The organism is Paraburkholderia sp. RCC_158 (assembly GCF_041355255.1).
GTDB lineage: Bacteria > Pseudomonadota > Gammaproteobacteria > Burkholderiales > Burkholderiaceae > Paraburkholderia > Paraburkholderia graminis.
This window is the reverse complement of record NZ_JBFUPM010000008.1, coordinates 291,043-310,769: the sequence shown is the minus strand read 5'-3', so window position 1 is coordinate 310,769 and position 19,727 is coordinate 291,043. Positions and strand designations below refer to the sequence as shown.

Sequence of the window (19,727 nt, the reverse complement as noted above, 5' to 3'; positions counted from 1 at the left end):
TTGATGCAAATAGCGTTGCCAAGGTGAGATTCTTAAAATTTGAGTTTCCGTGGCTCCCCAGTGTCAAGGAAGGCTGCGCCGTTCCTACCGGTCAGCTGCGAGCCTCTCTTCGCTGCAGAGCGTGTTCGCCGGCGCTCGCGTCCACCGTCGGAGCGTTTGCCGCGCCAAGCGACACATGACGGGTCTCGGGAGCCATGCGAGCAGATACGAGCAGGCCAACCAGGCTGATCCCGCCCGCGATAAGCAGACCAGTCGCGCTTCCGAAATGGACGAGTACCGTAGGAAGGAGGAAGGTTCCTGCCGCGGCTCCGATGCGGCTCGCAGACATGGCGAGTCCCATACCGGTTGCTCGAAGGTCAGTCGGGAAAATCTCGTTCGGGTAGATGAACTGCAGCCCGGAACCGGCAGCTTCGGCCACCGTGAAGAGAATGAATAAACCAATCGCAACAGTGGCAATGCCCGACATCGGCGTCGCGAGAAGAAACAGCGCGAGCGTTGCAAGAACGAATGAGGCAAGACAAAGCGTGCGTCGACCGACCCGGTTGACGACGAACATGCCGATCGCGGTTCCGACGATCGCAAACGAAATGATTACGAGCGAGCCGGCGAGTGGCCTGGTGACGCCGAGCGACTTCAGCAACATCGGTTGAAACGTCTTGATTGCGAACGAGGGCGCAATCTGGCACATCCAGAAGATCGAGCAGAACACCAGCATGCGCCCATAGCCCCGCGAAATCAGTTCGCGGATTTTTGACAGTCCGAGGCCACGCCTTGAAGTGCTGACACGCGTCTCAGCAACGAGCGCATCAAAGTCAACCTGGGGCCCAAGATGCTGTTCCACGATGCCACGCGCCGCCTCTACCCGTCCTACGGAAATCAACCAGCGCGGCGACTCGGGGATGTTAAGGCGCAGCAGCAGGAAAAGTGCTGAAGGGATGGCAGCGCTCGCAAGAATGTAGCGCCATACACCGCTTTCGCTACCGCTCACGATCAAACCCGTTGCAAGGCTTAACGTGTATCCGACCCAGAGCAGAAGCACGAGGCTCGCGAGAACCGGCCCGCGAAGCTTCCGGGGCAGGAATTCAGCTGCGAGCGCGGTGGCGATGGGATAGTCCGCGCCCAGCGCAACCCCCATGATGAAACGAAGGATGAAGAGCGTCGTCACGTCATGCACGAACAAGTGCGCGAGTGAGCAGATAACGAATACGGCGAGATTGAGCACATACATCTTCTGGCGGCCGAAGCGGTCCGTCATTGGTCCGAAAACGACGCCACCCGCGAACATGCCAATGAGGCTGGACGCGCCGATCAGACCGATCTGCAGCGCGCTCAGCGCGAGATCCTTTGCAATGAACGGCAGCGCTACAACAATGATCCCTAGCAAATAGCCGTCACAGAACGGCCCCCCTGCCGCCACAACGGCAATCCTCCTGTGGAAGCGGCTCGTAGGTAAATCTTCGATGCCGACGAGTGTCTTTGCCATATGTGCCTCCAAACGTTGCGGAATCAGATGACGGAGATGTTGTTCTGTTCGAGTAGGCTAAGGTTCGGCACAATATCGGTCAATGTCGGATTTTATTCACCGAATATCGAAGGACTAGATATGTTGTTTAGCGAGGAGATCAACACATTCCTGGCGGTGGTCCGCTCGGGAAGCCTGCTTCAGGCGGCCGAGATCGTATCCACGACGCAGTCGACTGTCTCGTATCGGATCCAGTCCCTCGAACGCCGGATAGGACATCTGCTGTTGCTGCGCTCGCGGGGAGCGCGGGGCATATCGCTGACCGCCGAAGGTGAGCGGTTTCTCGACATTGCCGAGCGCTGGAAAATGCTCGAAGTCGAGGCTGAGCAACTTCAGGGCAATCAGGTAAGACACCTTGCCGTCGGTTCGGTCGACGCGGTTGCGATCAACGTCCTTCCGCCGTTCATCGCTGCGCTCTGCGACGAGACACCGCCCGTTCGTCTGCACATGGAAAGTTCGCGCTATTTCCAGCTCGCTAACCGCGTTGCATCTGGTCACCTGGACGTAGCCTTCACACTGACCCCGTCCGAACACGTCGACCTTGTCTCAAGAAAGCTCCGCGATTACGCGATGCTTGTGGTCTATGCTGCGTCGGGTAAGACATCTTTGCCTGAAGCGCTCGACATGACGGATCTCGACCCATCGAGAGAAATTCATTTGCCGTGGTCGCCTCAGTTCGATTTATGGCGCATTCGGCGCGGGTTTTCGCGGCACGTAAATTGGGTTGAGAAAGCACACATGCTCGCGCCGATGCTCAGAAATGCGGCGTGGGCAATCGTCCCGAGTTTTTTGACGGCGCCATTGGCGAAGGAGACCGGATGCACGATCCACCGGATCGCGGTAGATCCCCCCGAGCCCCTTTCTCTTTTCATGATTTCGCGCAAACAGAGTAGCGACGCAACCAGACGTCACGAGCAACTCATCGAAATGGCGCTCGCCGCCCTCGACTGATTGGGTGATTTTTCGAGGAGTCGATCACCCCTTCCCAAGCGGCGGCCGACCAGGAAACCCGGCCATGTTACTCAACTGCGCAAGTTCGTTCGCAGCCTCGCGCAGCGGCACCGAGTACTCGTGAATCTTCTCGGCGGTCAGCCGCACCCGCGGCCCCGCCAGACTGATCACGCCCACGCAGCGCGAGCCACTCACCACGGGCACCGCCACCGCCGACATGCGCGGCGCAAACACCTCGTCGATCATCGCGTAGCCGCGCACTCGCGCAGCGTGCAGGAAACCGAGCAGTGCCTTGATCGTGGTCGGCGCATTCGGCCCGAACTCGTTCGGCTGACCGAAGCCCTGCTTGATAACCAGTGCCACCGCCTGCTCGTCGGTCATTGTCATGAGCCACGCGTGACCGGTCGACGTGCATGACAGCCGCGCTGCGTGGCCCATGTCGGGATCGTAGCGAAAGCCGACGCGCTGCCCGTCCGCCTTGCCGACCCAGATAATGGCGTCACCGTCGACGAGCGACAGCCGCGCCAGTTCGCCGGTCTTTGCGGCGACGCGCTCGATAATCGGCTGGGCGATATCGGCAATGCCGGTGAGGCTCAGAAACTCGAGTCCGTTCGACGTCATCCGCATGGTCAGGATATAGCGGCTGTGATCGACGAGCTGCCGCACATACCCGCCTTCGACGAGGTCCGTGAGCAGACGGTGGCACGTGCTGCGCGGCAGGGACAAGGCGTCGGCAATCGCCACGAGGCCTGCGCCCTCGCCTTGCGAGGCCAGCCAATCGAGAATCCTGAGACCGTTCTTCAGCGACATGTCGCGTCCGCTTCCATCATGTGAAAAGCAGTTCCAGCGTGGAACGCCTCGTTTGGAGAGCGCAAACAATAGCATTTGTTCGTCGCCAGAACGAACGTTTCAACACATCGGGATTGAGGAGACAACATGTCGTCGTTCGCAGATTCAGACTCAGACGTGGCCGCGGGGAAACAGTCCGCGCAGGCCCATTTGATGGCGCGCCGCGCGGTAGCGGGCGCAACCGTCGGCACCGCACTCGAATGGTTCGACTTCGCGCTGTATGGCGTGGTCGCGGCCACGATCTTTCCAAAGCTGTTTTTCCCTTCACTCGACCCGACCGCGTCGCTGCTCGCATCGCTGGCGAGTTTCTGGGCGGGGCTCGCCGCACGGCCGCTCGGCGCGGTGATCTGCGGGATGCTCGGCGACCGCTGGGGACGTCGCAAGCTGATGCTGATCACTGTCTCGGTGATGGGCGTGTCGTCGTTTCTGATGGGCTTGCTGCCCACTTACCAGCAGGTCGGCATTCTCGCGCCGACGTTGCTGGTGTCGCTGCGTATCATCCAGGGCTTCGCGCTCGGCGGCGAATCGACCGGCGCGCAACTGATGGCAGTGGAGCACGCATCAGCCAACCGGCGCGGCTGGTATTCCGGACTGCTTGGCATCTGCTCGCCGCTCAGTCAGATTCTCGCCAATCTGTCGCTCTTTACGATGGCCGCCCTGCTTTCATCGGACGACTTCAACGCCTGGGGATGGCGCGTTCCGTTCCTCGCAAGTTTTGTCCTCGTGCTGCTCGGCATCTACATCCGCAGGAAGGTCAGCGAGACACCGGCCTTCGAGGCGCTCAAAAAGACGGGCGCTCCGGTGCGCGCCGCCAATCCGCTCGGCACCGTCTTCAGGTATCACTGGCGCACCGCCCTTCGCCTGACGCTGTTCTTCTGCGGCCCCGCTGCGCTCTTCTATCTGATCGTGGTCTTCTCGCTCAGCTACCTGACGAAACATTTGGGCGTGCCCAAGCAAACCGGCTTCATGCTGCTGATGGTTGCAAATGTCTGCGCGATTGCCGGCGCGCTGCTGGGCGGCTATCTGAGCGATCGGATCGGACGCAGGCGTGCGCTGATGATCGGCTCGTTCTGCACGCTGATCTGCTGCCTGATCTATTTTCCGGTTCTGAACCAGAACTCGATTGGCATGACGATGGCGGTGATGGGCGCCTTCCTCGGCTTCACACAATTTCAGAGCGGCATCCAGCCGGTCTGGTTTGCCGAGTCCTTTCCGACCGAGGCACGCTACACCGGCTCTGCCCTATCGTACTCGGGCGCCAACCTGCTCACCGGCGGGCCGATGCCGATTGTCGCGGTGGCGCTGCTCAATGCATTTCACGGTTCTCCGTGGGCCATCGTCGCGGTGTGCGGCTCGCTGAACCTGCTCTCGTTCCTGATGATCGCGATATCGCGCGAAACCAGAGGCACCGCGCTCGAAAGCTCTTCTACACATTGAAACCATGACCCGCAAACTCTATATCCTCAACGGCTCCAATCTGAACATGCTGGGCGCAAGAGAGCCCCATATTTACGGCAGCACCACGCTCAAGGAGATCGAACAGAACTGCCTGACGTTGGCCGACACGCTCGAGTTCGACTGCGTATTCCGTCAGACCAACAGCGAAAGCCAGTTGATCGACTGGATTCAGGAAGCATTCCTGCAGGACGCCGCGCTCATCATCAATCCGGCGGGCTTCTCGTTCGGCCGGATTCCGGTGCTCGACGCAGTCAAGCTGATTCGCCGGCCGGTGGTGGAATTGCACATCACCAATATCCATAAGCGCTCGGAAGAATACCGTCACTCGACCATTTCGGTGGCGGCCACCGCCGTGATCTGCGGGGCCGGCGCAAACGGCTATTTGCTGGCGATCCGCGCAGTCGACGATCTGTGGGGCAGCCCGACTTAAGCCAGTCCTTTCTTATCCGCGATGTCCTGCTTTCGGTGCCCGTGCTTTCCGAAAAGTATCGAGTACCGTGGCAGCCGGAAATGGAATGGCATCGACGTGGCCGGTTCTCATCAACGCCTCGATACGCTGCGCCGTATCCGTCGACGGCGCGGGCGTATAGACCATGATGCGCATGCCGGGCGCGTCCGGCACCTCGAGCGACAGTGCATCGAGTTCGAGCACGCCTGCAACAGGGTGCTCCATAACCTTGCGCCAGTCGCTTCGCTTGAGCACCTCATGCTCCGCCCACCAGCGGCAGAAGTCAGCATCGGTATCGTTCAGTTCTTCGACGAGATCACGCAAAAACACTTCACCCGACGGGCGAAGAATATAGTCGCCGCGAAACTGCGCAAGCACGCATTTTGCGTAGGCGTCCCAACCTTGAAAGAGCGAGCGCGCACCGTCCTGCTGGAACGTGAACCACAGCAGATTGCAGCGGCCCGCAGGCATCTTGCGGAAGTCGGTAAACACACGCACCGCCGCTTCGTTCCACGTCACATAGTTCCAGTTGCCGTCAACCACGTAGGCCGGCATGTTGCCGAGCTGATCGAGCATGCGTCGAACGGTATCTGTCACGTTTTGAGCAATCGGATACGGACCGGGCGGCGTGTAGTGGTTAGCCAGTTCGAACAGATGTGTGCGCTCGTGCGGCGATAGCTTCAACGCATTCGCAAGACTTTCGATCGTCTTGAACGACACGTTCACTTCCCTGCCCTGTTCGAGCCACGCATACCAGGTGACGCTGATGCCGGCGCGCTCGGCCACTTCTTCGCGCCGCAGCCCCGGCGTCTTGCGACGGCTGCCGCTTGGAAAGTCGATGTCCTCCGGTCGAAGACGGGCGCGACGCGTCCTCAGAAAATCGGCCAGTTCGTTCAGACGCTGCTGCTTTTCCATGTTTCGTGTCCTCCTGCGTTCCCTGTTACTGCCATTACTAGTAATGGCAATTGCTAGATGCGCTCCGTCAACCATGCGACATTGGCGCCGTCGGGAAGCACGCTGTATCCAGCATCGGTAACGCCAGATTATAGAACTCGTTACCCGCGTAGGTGCCAGCCAGCCGCGTCGAAAATTGGCGGCCACAACGCGTGCGTCTCCCGACAGATATCAGAACATTTACGGAGACATTCATGCGTCGTTCGACCCGCTTTCACCGTGCGAGCGTATTCGCCGCCGCGGCCTTCATTCTGACAGTTTCGTGTGCCGCGCGTGCGGATTACACCGGTGCGCCGCGTACGTTTCTGTTCAATCCCGCCGTGCAGATTCCGTTCGCCGACACGGCGAAGTTCAAGAAGAAGCCGCCCTATGTGATCGGCTTTTCGAATGCGGGACTCGGCGATAGTTGGCGCGTCGTGATGCAGCACTCGCTGATGAAGGCGGCGGCCGACCATCCCGACCAGATCAGGCAACTGCTGATCACAAACGGAAACATGGACGACGCGAAACAGGCCGCCGACATTCAGGACTTGATCTCGCACGGCGTGGATCTGCTGATTGTCAGCGCGAATACGCAGAAGGCACTCGACCCCGTTGTCACGCGTGCGATGAAACAGGGCATACCCGTCGTGATGGTCGACCGGCGCATTTCATCCGACAACTTTATTTCGTTCGTGACGGGCTCCGACGCGATGATGGGCCGCGTGTGGGCGCAATGGATCGTCGAGAAGTTGCATGGCAAGGGCAACGTCATCATGCTCGCAGGCCAGGCGGGGTCGAGCGTCAGCGCTGACCGCGAGGCGGCCGCGCATCAAGTGTTTTCGCAATATCCGGGCATCAAGGTGCTCGACACGGTGTATTCCGACTGGAGCCCCGTGAAGGCCAAGCAGCAGATGCAGGCCATGATCGCAAAGTACGGGCACAACATCAACGCCGTGTGGTGCGCACACGGCTTGCCCGTCGCGGGCTCGATCGAAGCGTTCGTCGCGGCCGGATTCAAGCCAGGCGAAATTCCGCCGCATACGACAGCCGATCTGAACGGCCCATTGCAACTCGCGTTGAAGTACAAGATTCCGATGCTCGAGATCGGCTATCCGCCTTCAATGGGCGGCACGTCGCTCGATGTCGCGCTCAAGGTGCTGCAAGGTCAGCCCTTGCCCAAGATCTACGAGATCAGTCCGCAGATCGCATTGACGCGTGGCGACGAAACGGCATCGGTCCCGCATCCCGACCAGTACATCGATCAGGTGGTCGACGCGAAGGGTCCGCCCGACAAGATCATCGACGGCGGCATGGGCGCGGACTATAACCCGTCGACCTTCAAGATCAAGTTGCCGGGTGAAAAATGAACCAGCCCACATCCAGTCCGGCAGGCGAAAGCCTCGACGCGCGGCCCGACGTGATCGAAGTCACCGGCATCACGAAGCAATTTCCTGGTGTAAAGAGCCTCGATGCCGTGAGCTTCGGTGTGCGTAGCGGTGAGATTCACGCACTCGTCGGCGAGAACGGCGCAGGCAAATCGACGCTGATGAAAGTGCTTGCGGGTGCCTATGTCCCCGACGAAGGCGCATTGCGATTCGACGGTCAGCCAATGGTGTGGAAGTCCCCCGCCGACGCAAAGGCGCACGGCGTTCACATCATCTATCAGGAACTCGTGCTGTTTCCGCAATCGAGCGTGGCGCAGAACATCTTCGCCGGAATCGAGCCGCGCACGCGGCTGGGCACGATCGACCATCGCGCGATGAACGAACGCGCCGCCGCCTTGCTGCACGAACTCGGCGTACAACTCGATCCGCGCGAGCGTGTCGGCGCGCTTTCGGTCGCCAGTCAGCAGATGGTCGAGATCGCGAAGGCGATGGCCAGCGAGATACGCGTGCTGATACTCGACGAACCGACAGCAGTCATCGCGGGCAAGGAAGTTCAACTGCTGTTCGCACGGCTGCGCGTGCTGCGCGAGCGCGGCGTCGCGATCGTCTATATCTCGCATCGGCTCGATGAAATCTTCGAACTGTGCGACCGCGTGACCGTCATGAAGGACGGCCGCAAGATCGGCGCACAGCCCGTTTCCGAAACGACGCGCGCCGATCTCGTGCGCATGATGGTCGGCCGCGAAATGAAGGACATCTATCCGCCAAAGCCCACGCTGCAACCGGGCGGCACGGTGCTGATGAAGGTCGAAGGGCTGCAGGTCGGCAATCGCGTATTCGATGCTTCGCTTTCGGTGCGCGCCGGCGAAATCGTCGGACTCGCCGGCATGGTCGGCTCCGGCCGCACCGAACTCGCGTCGGGCGTATTCGGCGCGCTGCCCGCGCGCGGCACGATCGAAGTGCGCGGCGCGCGCCATACGCGCATGACACCCGCAACGGCAATCCGCCTCGGCCTCGGCTTCGTCACGGAAGACCGCAAGTCCGAAGGCTTGCTGATGTACCTGAACGTCGCGCAGAACGTCACGGCGACAACGCTCAAGCATGTGTCCCGTTTCGGATTGCTGAAAGCGAAACACGAGCGAAGCGCGGGCGTCGATGCAATCCGCGAATTCGGCATTGCGGGCGCGCGCCCCGCGGGCAGCGTCGCGACACTGTCGGGCGGCAATCAGCAGAAGGTGCTGATCAGCCGATGGGTGCGCGTGTGCACCAGCGTGCTGATTCTCGACGAACCGACCCGCGGCGTCGATATCGGCGCGAAGGCGGAAATCTATCGCCTGATGCGCGAACTGACGAATCGGGGACTCGGCATCCTGATGATCAGTTCCGAGTTGCAGGAAGTGATCGGCATGTCCGACCGCGTCCTCGTGATGCGCGAAGGACGCATCGCGGGCGAAGTCAGCGGCAACGAGATGACCGAGCACGGCATCATGGCGCTCGCAACCGGCGGCGGGCAATTCGTTCGAACGGGAGGCGCACATGCATTCGCTCATTAGGCGTCATGTTCCGCTGAACGCAGCCGCGTATATTGTGGCCGGTTTGATCGTCATGCTGTTCGTCGCCGGGGCCAGCGTGAATGACCGCTTTTCGACGCTGTCCAATCTGCTGAACGTCCATCAGCAGGCGACGGGACTTGCGCTCGTCGCACTGGGGCAGACACTCGCCGTGCTGACGGGCGGCATCGATCTGTCGGTCGGCTCGCTGATCAGCGTGTCGGCGACGCTCACCTCCGGTTTGTCGGAAGCCACACAAAGCGGATGGGGCGTGGCGATCGCAGTCGCGATTGCGCTGTCCGTCCTCGTGGGATTGGTCAATGGCCTGCTCGTGCTCTGGCTGCGCGTGCATCCGCTGATCGTCACGCTCGGCATGGGCGCCGTCCTGCAAGGCGGCATTCTGTACTACGCGAATGGCCCGGCGGGCGGCGTGCCGGACGGCTTCGACGCACTCGCTTACGGCCGCTACGCCAACGTGCCCGTGACCGCCACCGTCGTGCTGCTGCTCTACGGCTGCGTATCGTATTTCATGCGCAATACGCGCCTCGGGCGATACGTCTACCTCGTGGGCGACGACGACAACTCGGCGACGCTGTCGGGCATTCCCCGCAAACGCGTCATTCTGTTCGTCTACACGTTCTCGTCGCTCTGCGCGGGTCTCACGGGCATCTATCTGGCTGCCCAGTTCGGATCGGGTCAACCGTATCTCGGCGCCAACTACACGCTCGCGTCGATTACGCCGGTTGTCGTCGGCGGCACGATTCTGAGCGGCGGGCGCGGCGGCGTCATCGGCACGCTGCTCGGCGTGTATCTGCTCAGCATGCTCAACAACCTGATCAACTTCGCGGGCGTGCCGTCGCAGTATCAGCTTATCGTGCAGGGCGTCGCGATCATTGCCGCCGTCTGCGTGAATGTCCAGCAGAAACGGAGGCTCGCATGAACTCGGTTGCTCCACGCACGGACGCTTCGCCTGCGCGCAAGCTCTCGCTCGGTGTCGCGCGACGCTATGGAATCTATCTGTTTCTCGTGGCGCTGATTGCGCTTTCGGGTGCAAGGTCGCCGACGTTCCTTCGTGCCGACAACGTCGTCAACATGCTGGTGCAGTTCGCGCCGCTCGGCATCGTCGTGATCGGCCAGGTGTTCGTGATTCTTGTCGGCGGACTCGATCTGTCGGTTGCCTCGGTGATGGCCACGGCAGCCGTCATCGCCACCGCATTCGACGACACGAACCATTCGGCGCCCGCCATCTTCGGCGTCACGCTCGTGCTGTGCATCGGCGCGGGTCTGCTCAACGGCCTGCTCGTGACGAAGCGCCAGGTGTCGCCGTTTCTCGCGACATTTGCCACGGCGGTCGTGCTCGACGGCCTGCGCTTCGCCTATACGCAAGGCGCGCCTTCGGGCAACGTGCCACCGCTTTTTCACACGCTGGGAACGGGATCGGTCGCGGGCGTGCCCGTCAACGTGCTGTTGCTGCTCGCGTGCGCGATCGTGTTCGGCACCCTGCTGCATCTGTCCACCTTCGGGCGACGCGTGTACATGGTGGGCGGCAATGCCGTCGCCGCGAGACTGGTCGGCGCGAGCCCCGACACCGTGCGCATCGCGTGCTACGCGATCAGCGCGCTGCTTGCCGGGCTGGCGGGGCTGATCCTGTCGGGCTACGTCGGCATCGTCGACAACTGGGTGGGACGCGGCTTCGAGCTCGATTCGATCGTCGCCGCGGTGATGGGCGGCCTCGCCCTTTCCGGCGGCCGCGGCTCGCTGCCAGGCGGACTCGCGGGCGCAGCGATTCTCGTCGTCGTCTTCAACATCGTGCTCTTGATCGGCATGCCCGTGCAGGCGCAGATCATCGTCAAGGGCGTCATCATCATCGGCGCATCCGCGTGCTACGTGAGCCGCCGGCAGCGCTGAATTTACTCATTCACACGAGGCCATACGAAATGGCCCGGCTAACCAAGGAGTCGAACATGAGAGCAGTGCGTTTTCACTGTGCGCACGATGTCCGGGTCGAAAACGTACCGGACCCGACGGGCATGGGCGCGAACCAGATGATCGTCAAGCCGCTGTGGTGCGGCATCTGCGGCACCGATCTGCACGAGTATCAGGCGGGGCCCATCGTGGTGCCGACCGAACCGCATGCGCTGACAGGCGCGAAAGCGCCTCAGGTGCTTGGCCATGAATTCAGCGCGGAGGTCGTCGAAGTCGGCAAGGACGTGAAGAACGTGCAACGCGGCGACCGCATCTCGGTGATGCCGCTCGCGTCGTGCGGACAGTGCTATTACTGCGCGCGCGGCATGCGCCATCTGTGCTCGAAAATGGGCTGCGTCGGGCTCAGTTGGGACGGCGGCGGAATGGCCGAATACACGCTGCTCAACGACTATCACGCGAACCGCTTGCCCGACACCGTGAGCGACCAGCAGGGCGCGCTGATCGAACCGGCCGCTGTCGCGCTGTATGCCGTCGACCGCGGCGGCGTCACGGTCGGCTCGACCGTGCTGATTACCGGCGCAGGCCCGATCGGCGTACTTGCCGCCCTCGCCTGCCATGCAGCGGGCGCCACGAAGATTTTCGTGAGCGAACCCAATGCGGCGCGAGCCGACAAGATGGCCGGCTTCGGCGTCACGACCGCAATCTTCGATCCATCCGACGGCGAACTGCCGCAAAAGATTCGCGACCTGACAGAAGGCGTCGGCGTGGACGTGGCGATCGAATGCGCGGGCAACCAGCATGCGCTGAACGCATGCGTCGACGCGGTGCGATCGGCGGGCGCTGTGGTTCAGGCGGGTCTGCACGTGGGCACAGCGAGCGTCGACCCGATGAAATGGTCGCTGAAGGACATCCGGATCGAAGGCACATGGTGTTACCCCGTCACGATCTGGCCGCGCATCATCGGCATGATCGCGAACGGCAAGTTCCCGGTTGAAAAGCTCATTCACGATCTGATCGATGCCGACGAAGTCGTCGAGAAAGGCTTTGACGTACTGAGCGACAAAGGCAGCGACAAGATGAAGATTCTCATCAATCCCCAGACACGGTGACGACATGCCGCACACGCAAGAGAAGCAACACACACAAACGGTAGGCTGGATCGGGCTCGGCAAGATGGGGTCGCCCATAGTGCGCAATCTGCTCGCCGCGGGGTTCGACGTGACCGTGTACGACGTCGATACAGCACGCGTCGACGAGGCCGTTGGACTCGGCGCGCGCCGTGCAGAGGATGTCGCGAGTGTCGCGCGTTCGGCACCGCTCGTGTTCTCGATCATCCCCGACGACGACGTATTGCGTAAAGTCGCGCTCGGCACACATGGCGTGATCGAAAATGCGAACGACGGCGCCGTTTATATCGACATGAGCACGGTGTCGCCCACGGCATCGGGCGAAGTTCGCGAAGCAGCGCGTAAGCGCGGCGTCGGCTACATCTGCGCGCCGGTATCGGGCAGCACGGTCCTTGCCGGCAACGCGCAGTTGACGGTATTCGCATCGGGCGCGAAAGAGGCATACGGGCGCGCGTTGCCCGTCTTCCAGGCCATGTCGGCGCGTCAGTACTATGTCGGCGAAGATCAGCAGGCGCGTTATCTGAAGCTCGCCATCAATCACCTCGTCGGCTCGACGGCCGTGCTGCTTGCCGAAGCCTTAACGCTCGGCACGAAAGGCGGCCTCGACTGGGCCGAGATGCTCGATGTGATCGGCGACAGCGTCGCGGCATCGCCGCTCGTCAAATACAAACTCGATCCGCTGAAAAAACGTGACTTCTCTCCCGCGTTTTCTTCGCGGCAGATGCTCAAGGACATGTCGCTCGTGGTCGACGCCGGCGTCGAAGCCGGCGTCCCGATGGCAGCCGCGGCACTCGTGCGCGAGCAGTTTTCGCACTACGCCCAGGGCGATGGAGCGGAACTGGACTTCTTTTCCATCGTGCGTGCTGTCGAAGCACAAGCCGGCCTTACCCGCTAAGTACGCTTTCACCTTACTCCGGAGTCACGATGCACTACACCGTCTACTGCCTCGACCACGACAACATGGTCGAACGCCGCCTTGCCCATTACGAAGAACACAAGGCGTACCTGGCCACGTCGCCAGTCAGAATGGTCATGTCGGGCCCGCTGCTGGCCGGCGACGAGGAAACGATGATCGGCAGTTTCTTTCTTTTCGAAGCCGACGAGATCGGCGACGTGATGCGCTTTAACAGCAACGACCCGTTCAACAAGGCTGGAATCTGGCGTACTGTCGATATCCGCCCGTTCCTCAAGCGCGTCGACAACCGCTAGGCAGATCAAGGAATCGATTCATGCGAAACCTCGACGAAAACACCATCACGGATGCCGTTCTTGCACGCCACGAACACGCACCCGATGAGCGGCTGAAGACGATCGTCACGAGTCTCGTGCGGCATCTGCACGACTTCGCCCGCGAAGTCGGCTTGACCGAACGCGAATGGGAAGCCGGTATCCGCTTTCTCACCGAGGTCGGCCATATCACCGACGAGCGCCGTCAGGAATTCATTCTGCTGTCGGATACGCTCGGCCTTTCGATGCTCGTGACCGCGATGGCGCATCGCAAGCCTCAAGGCTGCACGGAAGCCACGGTTTTCGGGCCGTTTTTCGTCGACCATGCGCCCGAGTATCGCAACGGCGACGACGTGGCCAACGGCGCGCGAGGCGAACCGTGCTTCGTGTCGGGCGTGGTGCGCGGCCGGGACGGCGAACCGGTGAGCGGCGCACGCATCGAAGTCTGGCAGGCGGACGCCGATGGTTTCTACGACGTCCAGCACAGCGACGCCGACACGCACCGCGCGCGCGGCGTGTTGCATAGTCTTTCCGATGGGCGCTATCACTTTCGCTCGATCGTCGCGGTGCCCTACCCGATTCCGCACGATGGTCCGGTGGGGCGAATGCTCGAAGCGCTGGGGCGCCATCCGTGGCGCCCTGCGCATCTGCATTTCATGATCACGGCGCCCGGCTATGAACGGCTCGTCACGCACGTGTTCCGCGACGGCGATCGTTACCTCGATTCAGACGCCGTGTTTGGCGTGCGCTCGTCGCTGATTGCGCAGTGGATTCATCACGAGAGCGGCACGGCGCCCGACGGCACCGCAATGACGACGCCCTTCAGCACCCTCGAATTCGACTTTGTCTTGAGCCGATCGTCATGATTGCCTTCACCTACACCAGCCGGCCCGGCCGCATCGTGTTCGGCGCGGGAGCGATCGAGCGCGTCGCGGAGGAACTCGACGAACTGTGCATTCGGCGCGCGCTCGTGCTCTGCACACCGGAGCAACGTTTTCTCGCCGACCGCGTGCGCAGGATAGCCGGCGAGCACTGCGCAGACGTGTTCGATCGGGCCGTCATGCATGTGCCCGTCGAAACCGCGCAGGAAGGCGTTGCGGCCGCGCTCGCAGCGGGCGCCGATGGACTGGTCGCGGCGGGCGGCGGGTCGACGCTGGGGCTCGCAAAAGCCATCGCGCTGGAAACGTCGTTACCGATCCTCGCGATTCCGACGACCTACGCGGGCTCCGAAGTCACGCCGATCTACGGCATGACGTCCGCCGGAGAGAAAAAGACCGGCAAGAGCTACCGTGTACTGCCGCGCACCGTGATCTACGACGCGTGCCTCACGCTGACCTTGCCGGCAGCGCTGTCGGCCACGAGCGGCCTCAACGCGATCGCGCACGCCGCCGAAGGGCTCTATGCGCAGGACGCCAATCCCGTGATGTCGCTCTTCGCGGAAGAAGGCATCCGCAGTCTCGCGCATGCGTTGCCGCGCATCGTCGAACAGCCGGACGACATCGCGGCACGCGAAGCCGCCCAGTACGGTGCATGGCTATGCGGGACCGTGCTGGGGAGCGTCGGCATGGCGTTGCATCACAAGCTGTGCCACACGCTCGGCGGTATGTTCGATCTGCCGCACGCGGAAACTCATGCGGTGATGCTGCCGTACTCGATGGCGTTCAATCTGCCGGCAGCGCCAGCGGCACACGAACGTCTGTGCAGAGCGCTCGATACGCCGGAGCCCGCGACCTCGCTCTACGACCTTGGCCGCTCGCTTCATGCGCCGGCGTCTCTCAAAGCGCTGGGCCTGCGCGCAGCGGATATTCCGACGGCTGCGGCCGCCGCAATGCAGGCGCCGTATTACAACCCGCGGCCACTCTCATACGAAGCGGTACACCGCTTGCTCACTTCAGCTTTCGACGGCATGCGGCCCGACAGCCGCACGTTCGAAAGCGTATAAGCGCTTCCCTTACCGAAGCGCGGCTCCGCAAATACTCCTGCAAACAGACACTTTTCAATTTCAATTCGCTATGAAAAAACGGGCACTCATCATCGGCGCGACGGGCATCGTCGGCGGCAATCTCGCGCAACATCTACTCGCGTGCGGAGACTGGGACGTGACAGGTCTTTCACGCGGCCGGAGCGCAGCGAATCGCGCGATGGAGTCCGTCACTGCCGATCTGACTTCCGCCGCATCCGTCGCCAATGCGCTTCAGGGCCGGCAGTTCACGCACGTTTTCTTTACTGCTTGGTCGCGACAGGCGACCGAGCGCGAGAACATCGAAGTGAACGGTGCAATGGTCCGTCACGTACTGGACGCGCTGGGACCGTCCGGTACGCTGGAACATGCGGCTCTCGTCACAGGGCTCAAACACTATCTCGGACCGTTCGAAGCGTATGCGCAGGGCACTGTGCCGCTTACGCCGTTTCGCGAGGAACAGGGCCGCCAACCCGTCGACAATTTCTATTACGAGCAGGAAGACCGGCTATTCGAAGCAGCGCGTCAGTATGGCTTTAACTGGAGCGTGCATCGGCCGCATACGATTATCGGCTTCGCGCTCGGCAACGCGATGAACATGGGCGTGACGCTCGCCGTGTACGCGACGCTGTGCAAGGAAACGGGACAACCGTTCATGTTTCCCGGTTCGGCCGCGCAATGGAACGGTCTCACGGATATGACCGACGCGCGCCTGCTTGCGCGACATCTCGAGTGGGCTTCAACGTCGCCCGCCGCGCGCAACGAGGACTTCAACGTTGTGAATGGCGACGTGTTCCGCTGGCAATGGATGTGGTCGCAACTGGCGCAGTACTTCGGCATCGAGCCTGCGCCTTTCGACGGTGAGACGCGTCCGCTTGAACATCGCATGCAGGGAGCCGGCGAACAATGGGCGACAATCGCGGCCCGCTATCAATTGAGGGAAGCGAGCATCGAAAAGCTCGTGTCGTGGTGGCATACGGACGCCGATCTCGGACGTCCGATGGAAGTGCTGACCGACATGAGCAAGAGCCGCAAAGCCGGCTTCCTCGACTATCAGAGCACGCCGGATGCGTTCTTCGCACTCTTCGACAAACTGAAAGAGGAACGCGTCATACCTTCGTAGAGGGCACGCCTCACGGATCCAACCCAATAAATCCCGCCAGTTCCTCGGGCTTTCCGAGAGGAAACGCTTCCTTGATGTGATCGAGAAAGGCGGAGACCCGAGGGCTTAGCAAGCGTCGCGAAGGATAAAGCGCCCATAGCGGGATGTCGGGACCGTCCACATCGCCCCAATGCGCAAGCCTGCCGGCCGCGATGTCATGACTCACGAGCGACAGCGGCAGCCTTGCGGCGCCTACGCCAAGACGCACCGTATCGCGGACCATGAGCAGCGACGAAAGGTGCGCAACCGGCGTGATCGAGATGCGCGATTTTCCCTTCGGGCCCGTGACGTCCCACGCGGCGATCCGGTCAGGCGTCCCGCGAACGACAGCCGGAACACTCGACCCATCCGTCGGCCGCGCCAGGCCCGGTGTGGCCACGACGACCAGCCGGTCGCGCAGGAACACGCGGCCGATCAGGCTCTCGTCCACATCGGGGTTCACGCGGATCACCAGATCGTAGCCTTCCTCGACCATATCGACGGGACGATCTTCGGTCGTCACTTCGAGTCGAATGTCGGGGTATTTCAGCGCAAAGGTGGCGACCAGCTTGCCCATCGCGATCTGCGAAAAGAGCGCCGGCGCGCTGATGCGCAGTCGGCCGCGCGGGTGTTCGCTACCCGACGTGATGGCGGCGGCGCTGTCCGCAAGCTCAGCGAGAAGCGCACCGGTCCGCTCGTAAAGCGCGCATCCTTCCTGCGTGAGTTTCACTCCGCGGGATCCGCGTTCGAACAACCTGAGACCCAGGCTGTCCTCGAGTTCGCTGACCCTGCGCGAGAGCGTGGCCTTCGGACGCTCGGCCACGCGGGCGGCCTCGCCGAAGCTCCCGTGACGGGCAACGAGATTGAAATCCGCGAGAGCAAGAAGGTCCATGTGTTCCACCAGTGAGATACCCCGTCTCTTTATAACATCTTCCGGACCACGCATGGATCACTTACCTTGGAGGCGTCCCAACCAACCCAAGGAGTAACACCATGACTATCCTCGTTACCGGTGCCACCGGCCGTGTCGGCCGCCAGGTCGCCGACCAGCTCGTCAAGCGCGGTGCCAAAGTGCGCGTGCTTGTCCGCGATCCGTCGAAGGCCGACTTTCCTGCCGATGTCGCCGTGGCCCAAGGCGACATGCTCGATATCGACTCGCTGCGCAGCGCGTTCAGCGGCGTGCGCACGCTGTTCCTGCTCAACGCCGTGGCAGCCGACGAATTCACTCAGGCACTCATCACGCTCAACGTTGCCCGCGAGTCGGGCGTCGAGCGCGTGGTCTACCTGTCGGTCATGCACGCTGAGCGCTCCGTGAACGTGCCGCATTTTGCGGTGAAGTCCGGCGCCGAGCGGATGATCGAACAGATGGGCTTTAACGCGACTATCCTGCGTCCGGCGTACTTCATCGATAACGATCTGACGATCAAGGACGTCATCCTGAACCACGGCGTCTACCCGATGCCGATCGGCAGCAAGGGCGTCGCGATGGTCGACACGCGCGACATCGCGGAGGTCGCGGCAATCGAACTGCTGCGTCGGGATCAGGCGCCCGGCAAACTGCCTGTCGACGTCATCAACCTCGTTGGGCCTGACACGTTGACGGGTCCGGGCCTCGCGTCCATCTGGTCGGAACTGCTTGGCCGGCCGGTTGCCTACGGCGGCGACGATCCCAGCCAGTTCGAGCAGAACCTGACGAACTTCCTGCCGAAGTGGATGGCGTACGAAATGCGCCTGATGGCCGAGCGCTTCGTCAGCGACGGGATGGTGCCGGAAGCCGGCGACGTCGCTCGGCTTGTTAGCATCCTCGGCCGGCCACTGCACTCATACCGCGACTTCGCCGCCGGCCTCGTCGGCTGAGTCTCACGCGCCGTTGCATGCGGTGCGCGAGCGCGCACCGCATCGGCTCAGTGCAGAACGTCCTGCAGCCGATAGTAGACGCCGACGAGCGGCAGCATCCACCGGCGCGCGGCATGCGCCGGCACGGGCGGCCACGGCAGCGCGCGCCACGGGTTGGCATCGGCGGAACCGGACATCACGTCCGCCATCACGCGGCCCATATGCGTGGACATCTGCACGCCGTGCCCGCTGTAACCCATCGAGTAGTAAAGCCCGTCGTGTTGTCCGGCGCGCGGAAGACGGTCCACGGTGATGTCCACGAGACCGCCCCAGCAATAGTCGACTCTCGTCGTGGCCAACTCGGGAAAGTACTTCGCGAGATTGGCTTGCAGCACGTGGCCGCTTTTCGCATCGGAGCGCGGATCGGACATTGCGAATCTCGCTCGCCCGCCCCACAGCAGCCGGTTATCAGGCGTGACGCGAAAGTAGTTGCCGATGTTCAGCGACGTCACATAGTTGCGCCGCTGCGGAAAAAGCGCGTCCAGTTGCCCCTTCGAAAGCGGCTCTGTCACGACGATAAAACTGCCGACAGGCGCCATTCGTTGCTGGAACCATTGCAGCGGACCTTGCCGCGAAGGCCCTGTCGCCACCAGCACGTTGTCCGCCCGAACCACGCCGCGGGCACAAGTAATCTCGTAACCGCCACCGGCGATTCGCCTGATCTGCGTGACCGCCGCGTTCTGGAAGATGCGCGCCCCGTGACGCGCCGCCGCCTGCGCGAGCCCCACGCCGAACTTGCCCATATGCATCTGCGCGCCGTTGCGTTGCAGCAGTCCGCCATGAAAACCATCGGAGCCGACTTCGGTGCGCATGCGCGCCGGCCCAATCAGTTCGATATCCTGATCGACTTCGCGATGCAACACGTCGTAGGTCCGCGCGAGCTTGTCGAAGTGCTTCGGCTTGGCCGCGAGTTTGAGCTTGCCGCTACGCACGAAATCACAGTCGATCCGATGTTGCGTGACGATGGATTCGACCGTCTGTACCGCGTTTTCGTACGCACGGTAAAACGCGCGCGCTTGTTCCAGCCCGACGCTGGCCGCGAGCGAAGCGAAGTCTTGCGCGACGCCGGTGTTGCATTGTCCGCCGTTGCGCCCCGATGCCTGGCCCGCGATCCGCCCCGCCTCGAGCACCGTGACCGACGTCCCACGCAACGCAAGTTCCAGCGCGGCCGATAGACCTGTAAAGCCGCCGCCGATCACGACCACATCGCTGCGCCCCTCGACGGGACCGTCGGCGCCCTCGTTGAAGTCAGGAGCGGTGTCCAGCCAGTACGAATCTAGCTTCATTGCATTTTCTAATTGAATGTCGGAGCAGACCGGCTTTGCCAGCGAGCGAAGCGTCGGCGGCGAGC

19 protein-coding genes are annotated in these 19,727 nt (G+C 62.2%); 14 read left to right on the top strand and 5 right to left on the bottom strand.

Features of this window, described 5'->3' with window-relative positions; translation table 11 throughout:
* Window positions 1–91: 91 nt before the first annotated feature.
* Entirely contained in the window at window positions 92–1,483 is a 1,392-nt protein-coding gene (locus tag AB6809_RS18460) for an MFS transporter (protein WP_029969331.1), read from the bottom strand.
* A 120-nt stretch (window positions 1,484–1,603) separates the two neighbouring features.
* Between AB6809_RS18460 and AB6809_RS18455 the strand changes: the two genes are divergently transcribed.
* Window positions 1,604–2,473: a LysR family transcriptional regulator gene (locus AB6809_RS18455; RefSeq protein ID WP_006051015.1), complete on the top strand. Its 870-nt coding sequence runs from the start codon at window positions 1,604–1,606 to the stop codon at window positions 2,471–2,473.
* Between the two features lie 24 nt (window positions 2,474–2,497).
* Here the strand turns inward: AB6809_RS18455 and AB6809_RS18450 are convergent, their stop codons facing one another.
* Complete coding sequence (locus AB6809_RS18450; RefSeq protein ID WP_006051016.1) at window positions 2,498–3,283, bottom strand: IclR family transcriptional regulator; 786 nt, start codon at window positions 3,281–3,283, stop codon at window positions 2,498–2,500.
* Between the two features lie 192 nt (window positions 3,284–3,475).
* Between AB6809_RS18450 and AB6809_RS18445 the strand changes: the two genes are divergently transcribed.
* Both AB6809_RS18445 and AB6809_RS18440 read left to right on the top strand, forming a co-directional pair.
* Window positions 3,476–4,759 (top strand): MFS transporter, encoded by a 1,284-nt coding sequence (locus AB6809_RS18445; protein ID WP_029969330.1) that lies wholly within the window; start codon window positions 3,476–3,478, stop codon window positions 4,757–4,759.
* A gap of 4 nt (window positions 4,760–4,763) precedes the next feature.
* Window positions 4,764–5,210 carry a type II 3-dehydroquinate dehydratase gene (locus tag AB6809_RS18440; protein ID WP_006051018.1) on the top strand — a complete coding sequence of 149 codons (447 nt, stop codon included), beginning with the start codon at window positions 4,764–4,766 and terminating at the stop codon, window positions 5,208–5,210.
* A gap of 12 nt (window positions 5,211–5,222) precedes the next feature.
* Here the strand turns inward: AB6809_RS18440 and AB6809_RS18435 are convergent, their stop codons facing one another.
* Window positions 5,223–6,143: a helix-turn-helix transcriptional regulator gene (locus tag AB6809_RS18435; RefSeq protein ID WP_006051019.1), complete on the bottom strand. Its 921-nt coding sequence runs from the start codon at window positions 6,141–6,143 to the stop codon at window positions 5,223–5,225.
* Between the two features lie 233 nt (window positions 6,144–6,376).
* Here AB6809_RS18435 and AB6809_RS18430 point away from each other — a divergent pair, with 233 nt between their 5' ends.
* The 10 genes from AB6809_RS18430 (at window position 6,377) to AB6809_RS18385 (ending at window position 16,462) form a co-directional block, all read left to right on the top strand.
* Entirely contained in the window at window positions 6,377–7,531 is a 1,155-nt protein-coding gene (locus AB6809_RS18430) for an ABC transporter substrate-binding protein (protein ID WP_307253906.1), read from the top strand.
* Window positions 7,528–9,102, top strand: a complete 1,575-nt coding sequence (locus AB6809_RS18425; protein ID WP_029969327.1) for a sugar ABC transporter ATP-binding protein — start codon at window positions 7,528–7,530, stop codon at window positions 9,100–9,102. The genes AB6809_RS18430 and AB6809_RS18425 overlap by 4 nt, the downstream gene beginning before the upstream one ends.
* The gene (locus tag AB6809_RS18420; RefSeq protein WP_029969325.1) at window positions 9,086–10,039 is read left to right on the top strand and encodes an ABC transporter permease; all 954 of its coding nucleotides are present in this window, start codon (window positions 9,086–9,088) and stop codon (window positions 10,037–10,039) included. Before AB6809_RS18425 ends, AB6809_RS18420 begins: the two co-directional genes overlap by 17 nt.
* Window positions 10,036–11,007, top strand: a complete 972-nt coding sequence (locus AB6809_RS18415) for an ABC transporter permease (RefSeq protein WP_029969322.1) — start codon at window positions 10,036–10,038, stop codon at window positions 11,005–11,007. The genes AB6809_RS18420 and AB6809_RS18415 overlap by 4 nt, the downstream gene beginning before the upstream one ends.
* 56 nt (window positions 11,008–11,063) lie before the next feature.
* Window positions 11,064–12,134, top strand: coding sequence for a 2,3-butanediol dehydrogenase (locus tag AB6809_RS18410; protein WP_029969320.1), 1,071 nt, complete (start codon window positions 11,064–11,066; stop codon window positions 12,132–12,134).
* Between the two features lie 4 nt (window positions 12,135–12,138).
* Entirely contained in the window at window positions 12,139–13,047 is a 909-nt protein-coding gene (locus tag AB6809_RS18405; RefSeq protein ID WP_029969318.1) for an NAD(P)-dependent oxidoreductase, read from the top strand.
* Between the two features lie 29 nt (window positions 13,048–13,076).
* Complete coding sequence (locus AB6809_RS18400) at window positions 13,077–13,361, top strand: YciI family protein (protein WP_006051026.1); 285 nt, start codon at window positions 13,077–13,079, stop codon at window positions 13,359–13,361.
* 20 nt (window positions 13,362–13,381) lie between these two features.
* Window positions 13,382–14,245 carry an intradiol ring-cleavage dioxygenase gene (locus AB6809_RS18395; protein WP_029969316.1) on the top strand — a complete coding sequence of 288 codons (864 nt, stop codon included), beginning with the start codon at window positions 13,382–13,384 and terminating at the stop codon, window positions 14,243–14,245.
* The gene (locus AB6809_RS18390) at window positions 14,242–15,321 is read left to right on the top strand and encodes a maleylacetate reductase (RefSeq protein ID WP_006051028.1); all 1,080 of its coding nucleotides are present in this window, start codon (window positions 14,242–14,244) and stop codon (window positions 15,319–15,321) included. Before AB6809_RS18395 ends, AB6809_RS18390 begins: the two co-directional genes overlap by 4 nt.
* Window positions 15,322–15,391: 70 nt before the next feature.
* Window positions 15,392–16,462, top strand: coding sequence for an SDR family oxidoreductase (locus AB6809_RS18385; protein ID WP_006051029.1), 1,071 nt, complete (start codon window positions 15,392–15,394; stop codon window positions 16,460–16,462).
* A 10-nt stretch (window positions 16,463–16,472) separates the two neighbouring features.
* Here the strand turns inward: AB6809_RS18385 and AB6809_RS18380 are convergent, their stop codons facing one another.
* Window positions 16,473–17,372, bottom strand: coding sequence for a LysR family transcriptional regulator (locus AB6809_RS18380; protein WP_029969312.1), 900 nt, complete (start codon window positions 17,370–17,372; stop codon window positions 16,473–16,475).
* A 101-nt stretch (window positions 17,373–17,473) separates the two neighbouring features.
* On the opposite strand from AB6809_RS18380, the gene AB6809_RS18375 reads away from it, so the two are divergent.
* The gene (locus tag AB6809_RS18375; RefSeq protein ID WP_029969310.1) at window positions 17,474–18,337 is read left to right on the top strand and encodes an SDR family oxidoreductase; all 864 of its coding nucleotides are present in this window, start codon (window positions 17,474–17,476) and stop codon (window positions 18,335–18,337) included.
* A 47-nt stretch (window positions 18,338–18,384) separates the two neighbouring features.
* On the opposite strand, the gene AB6809_RS18370 is transcribed toward AB6809_RS18375, so the two are convergent.
* Complete coding sequence (locus AB6809_RS18370) at window positions 18,385–19,662, bottom strand: FAD-binding oxidoreductase (RefSeq protein WP_029969308.1); 1,278 nt, start codon at window positions 19,660–19,662, stop codon at window positions 18,385–18,387.
* Between the last annotated feature and the right edge of the window lie 65 nt (window positions 19,663–19,727).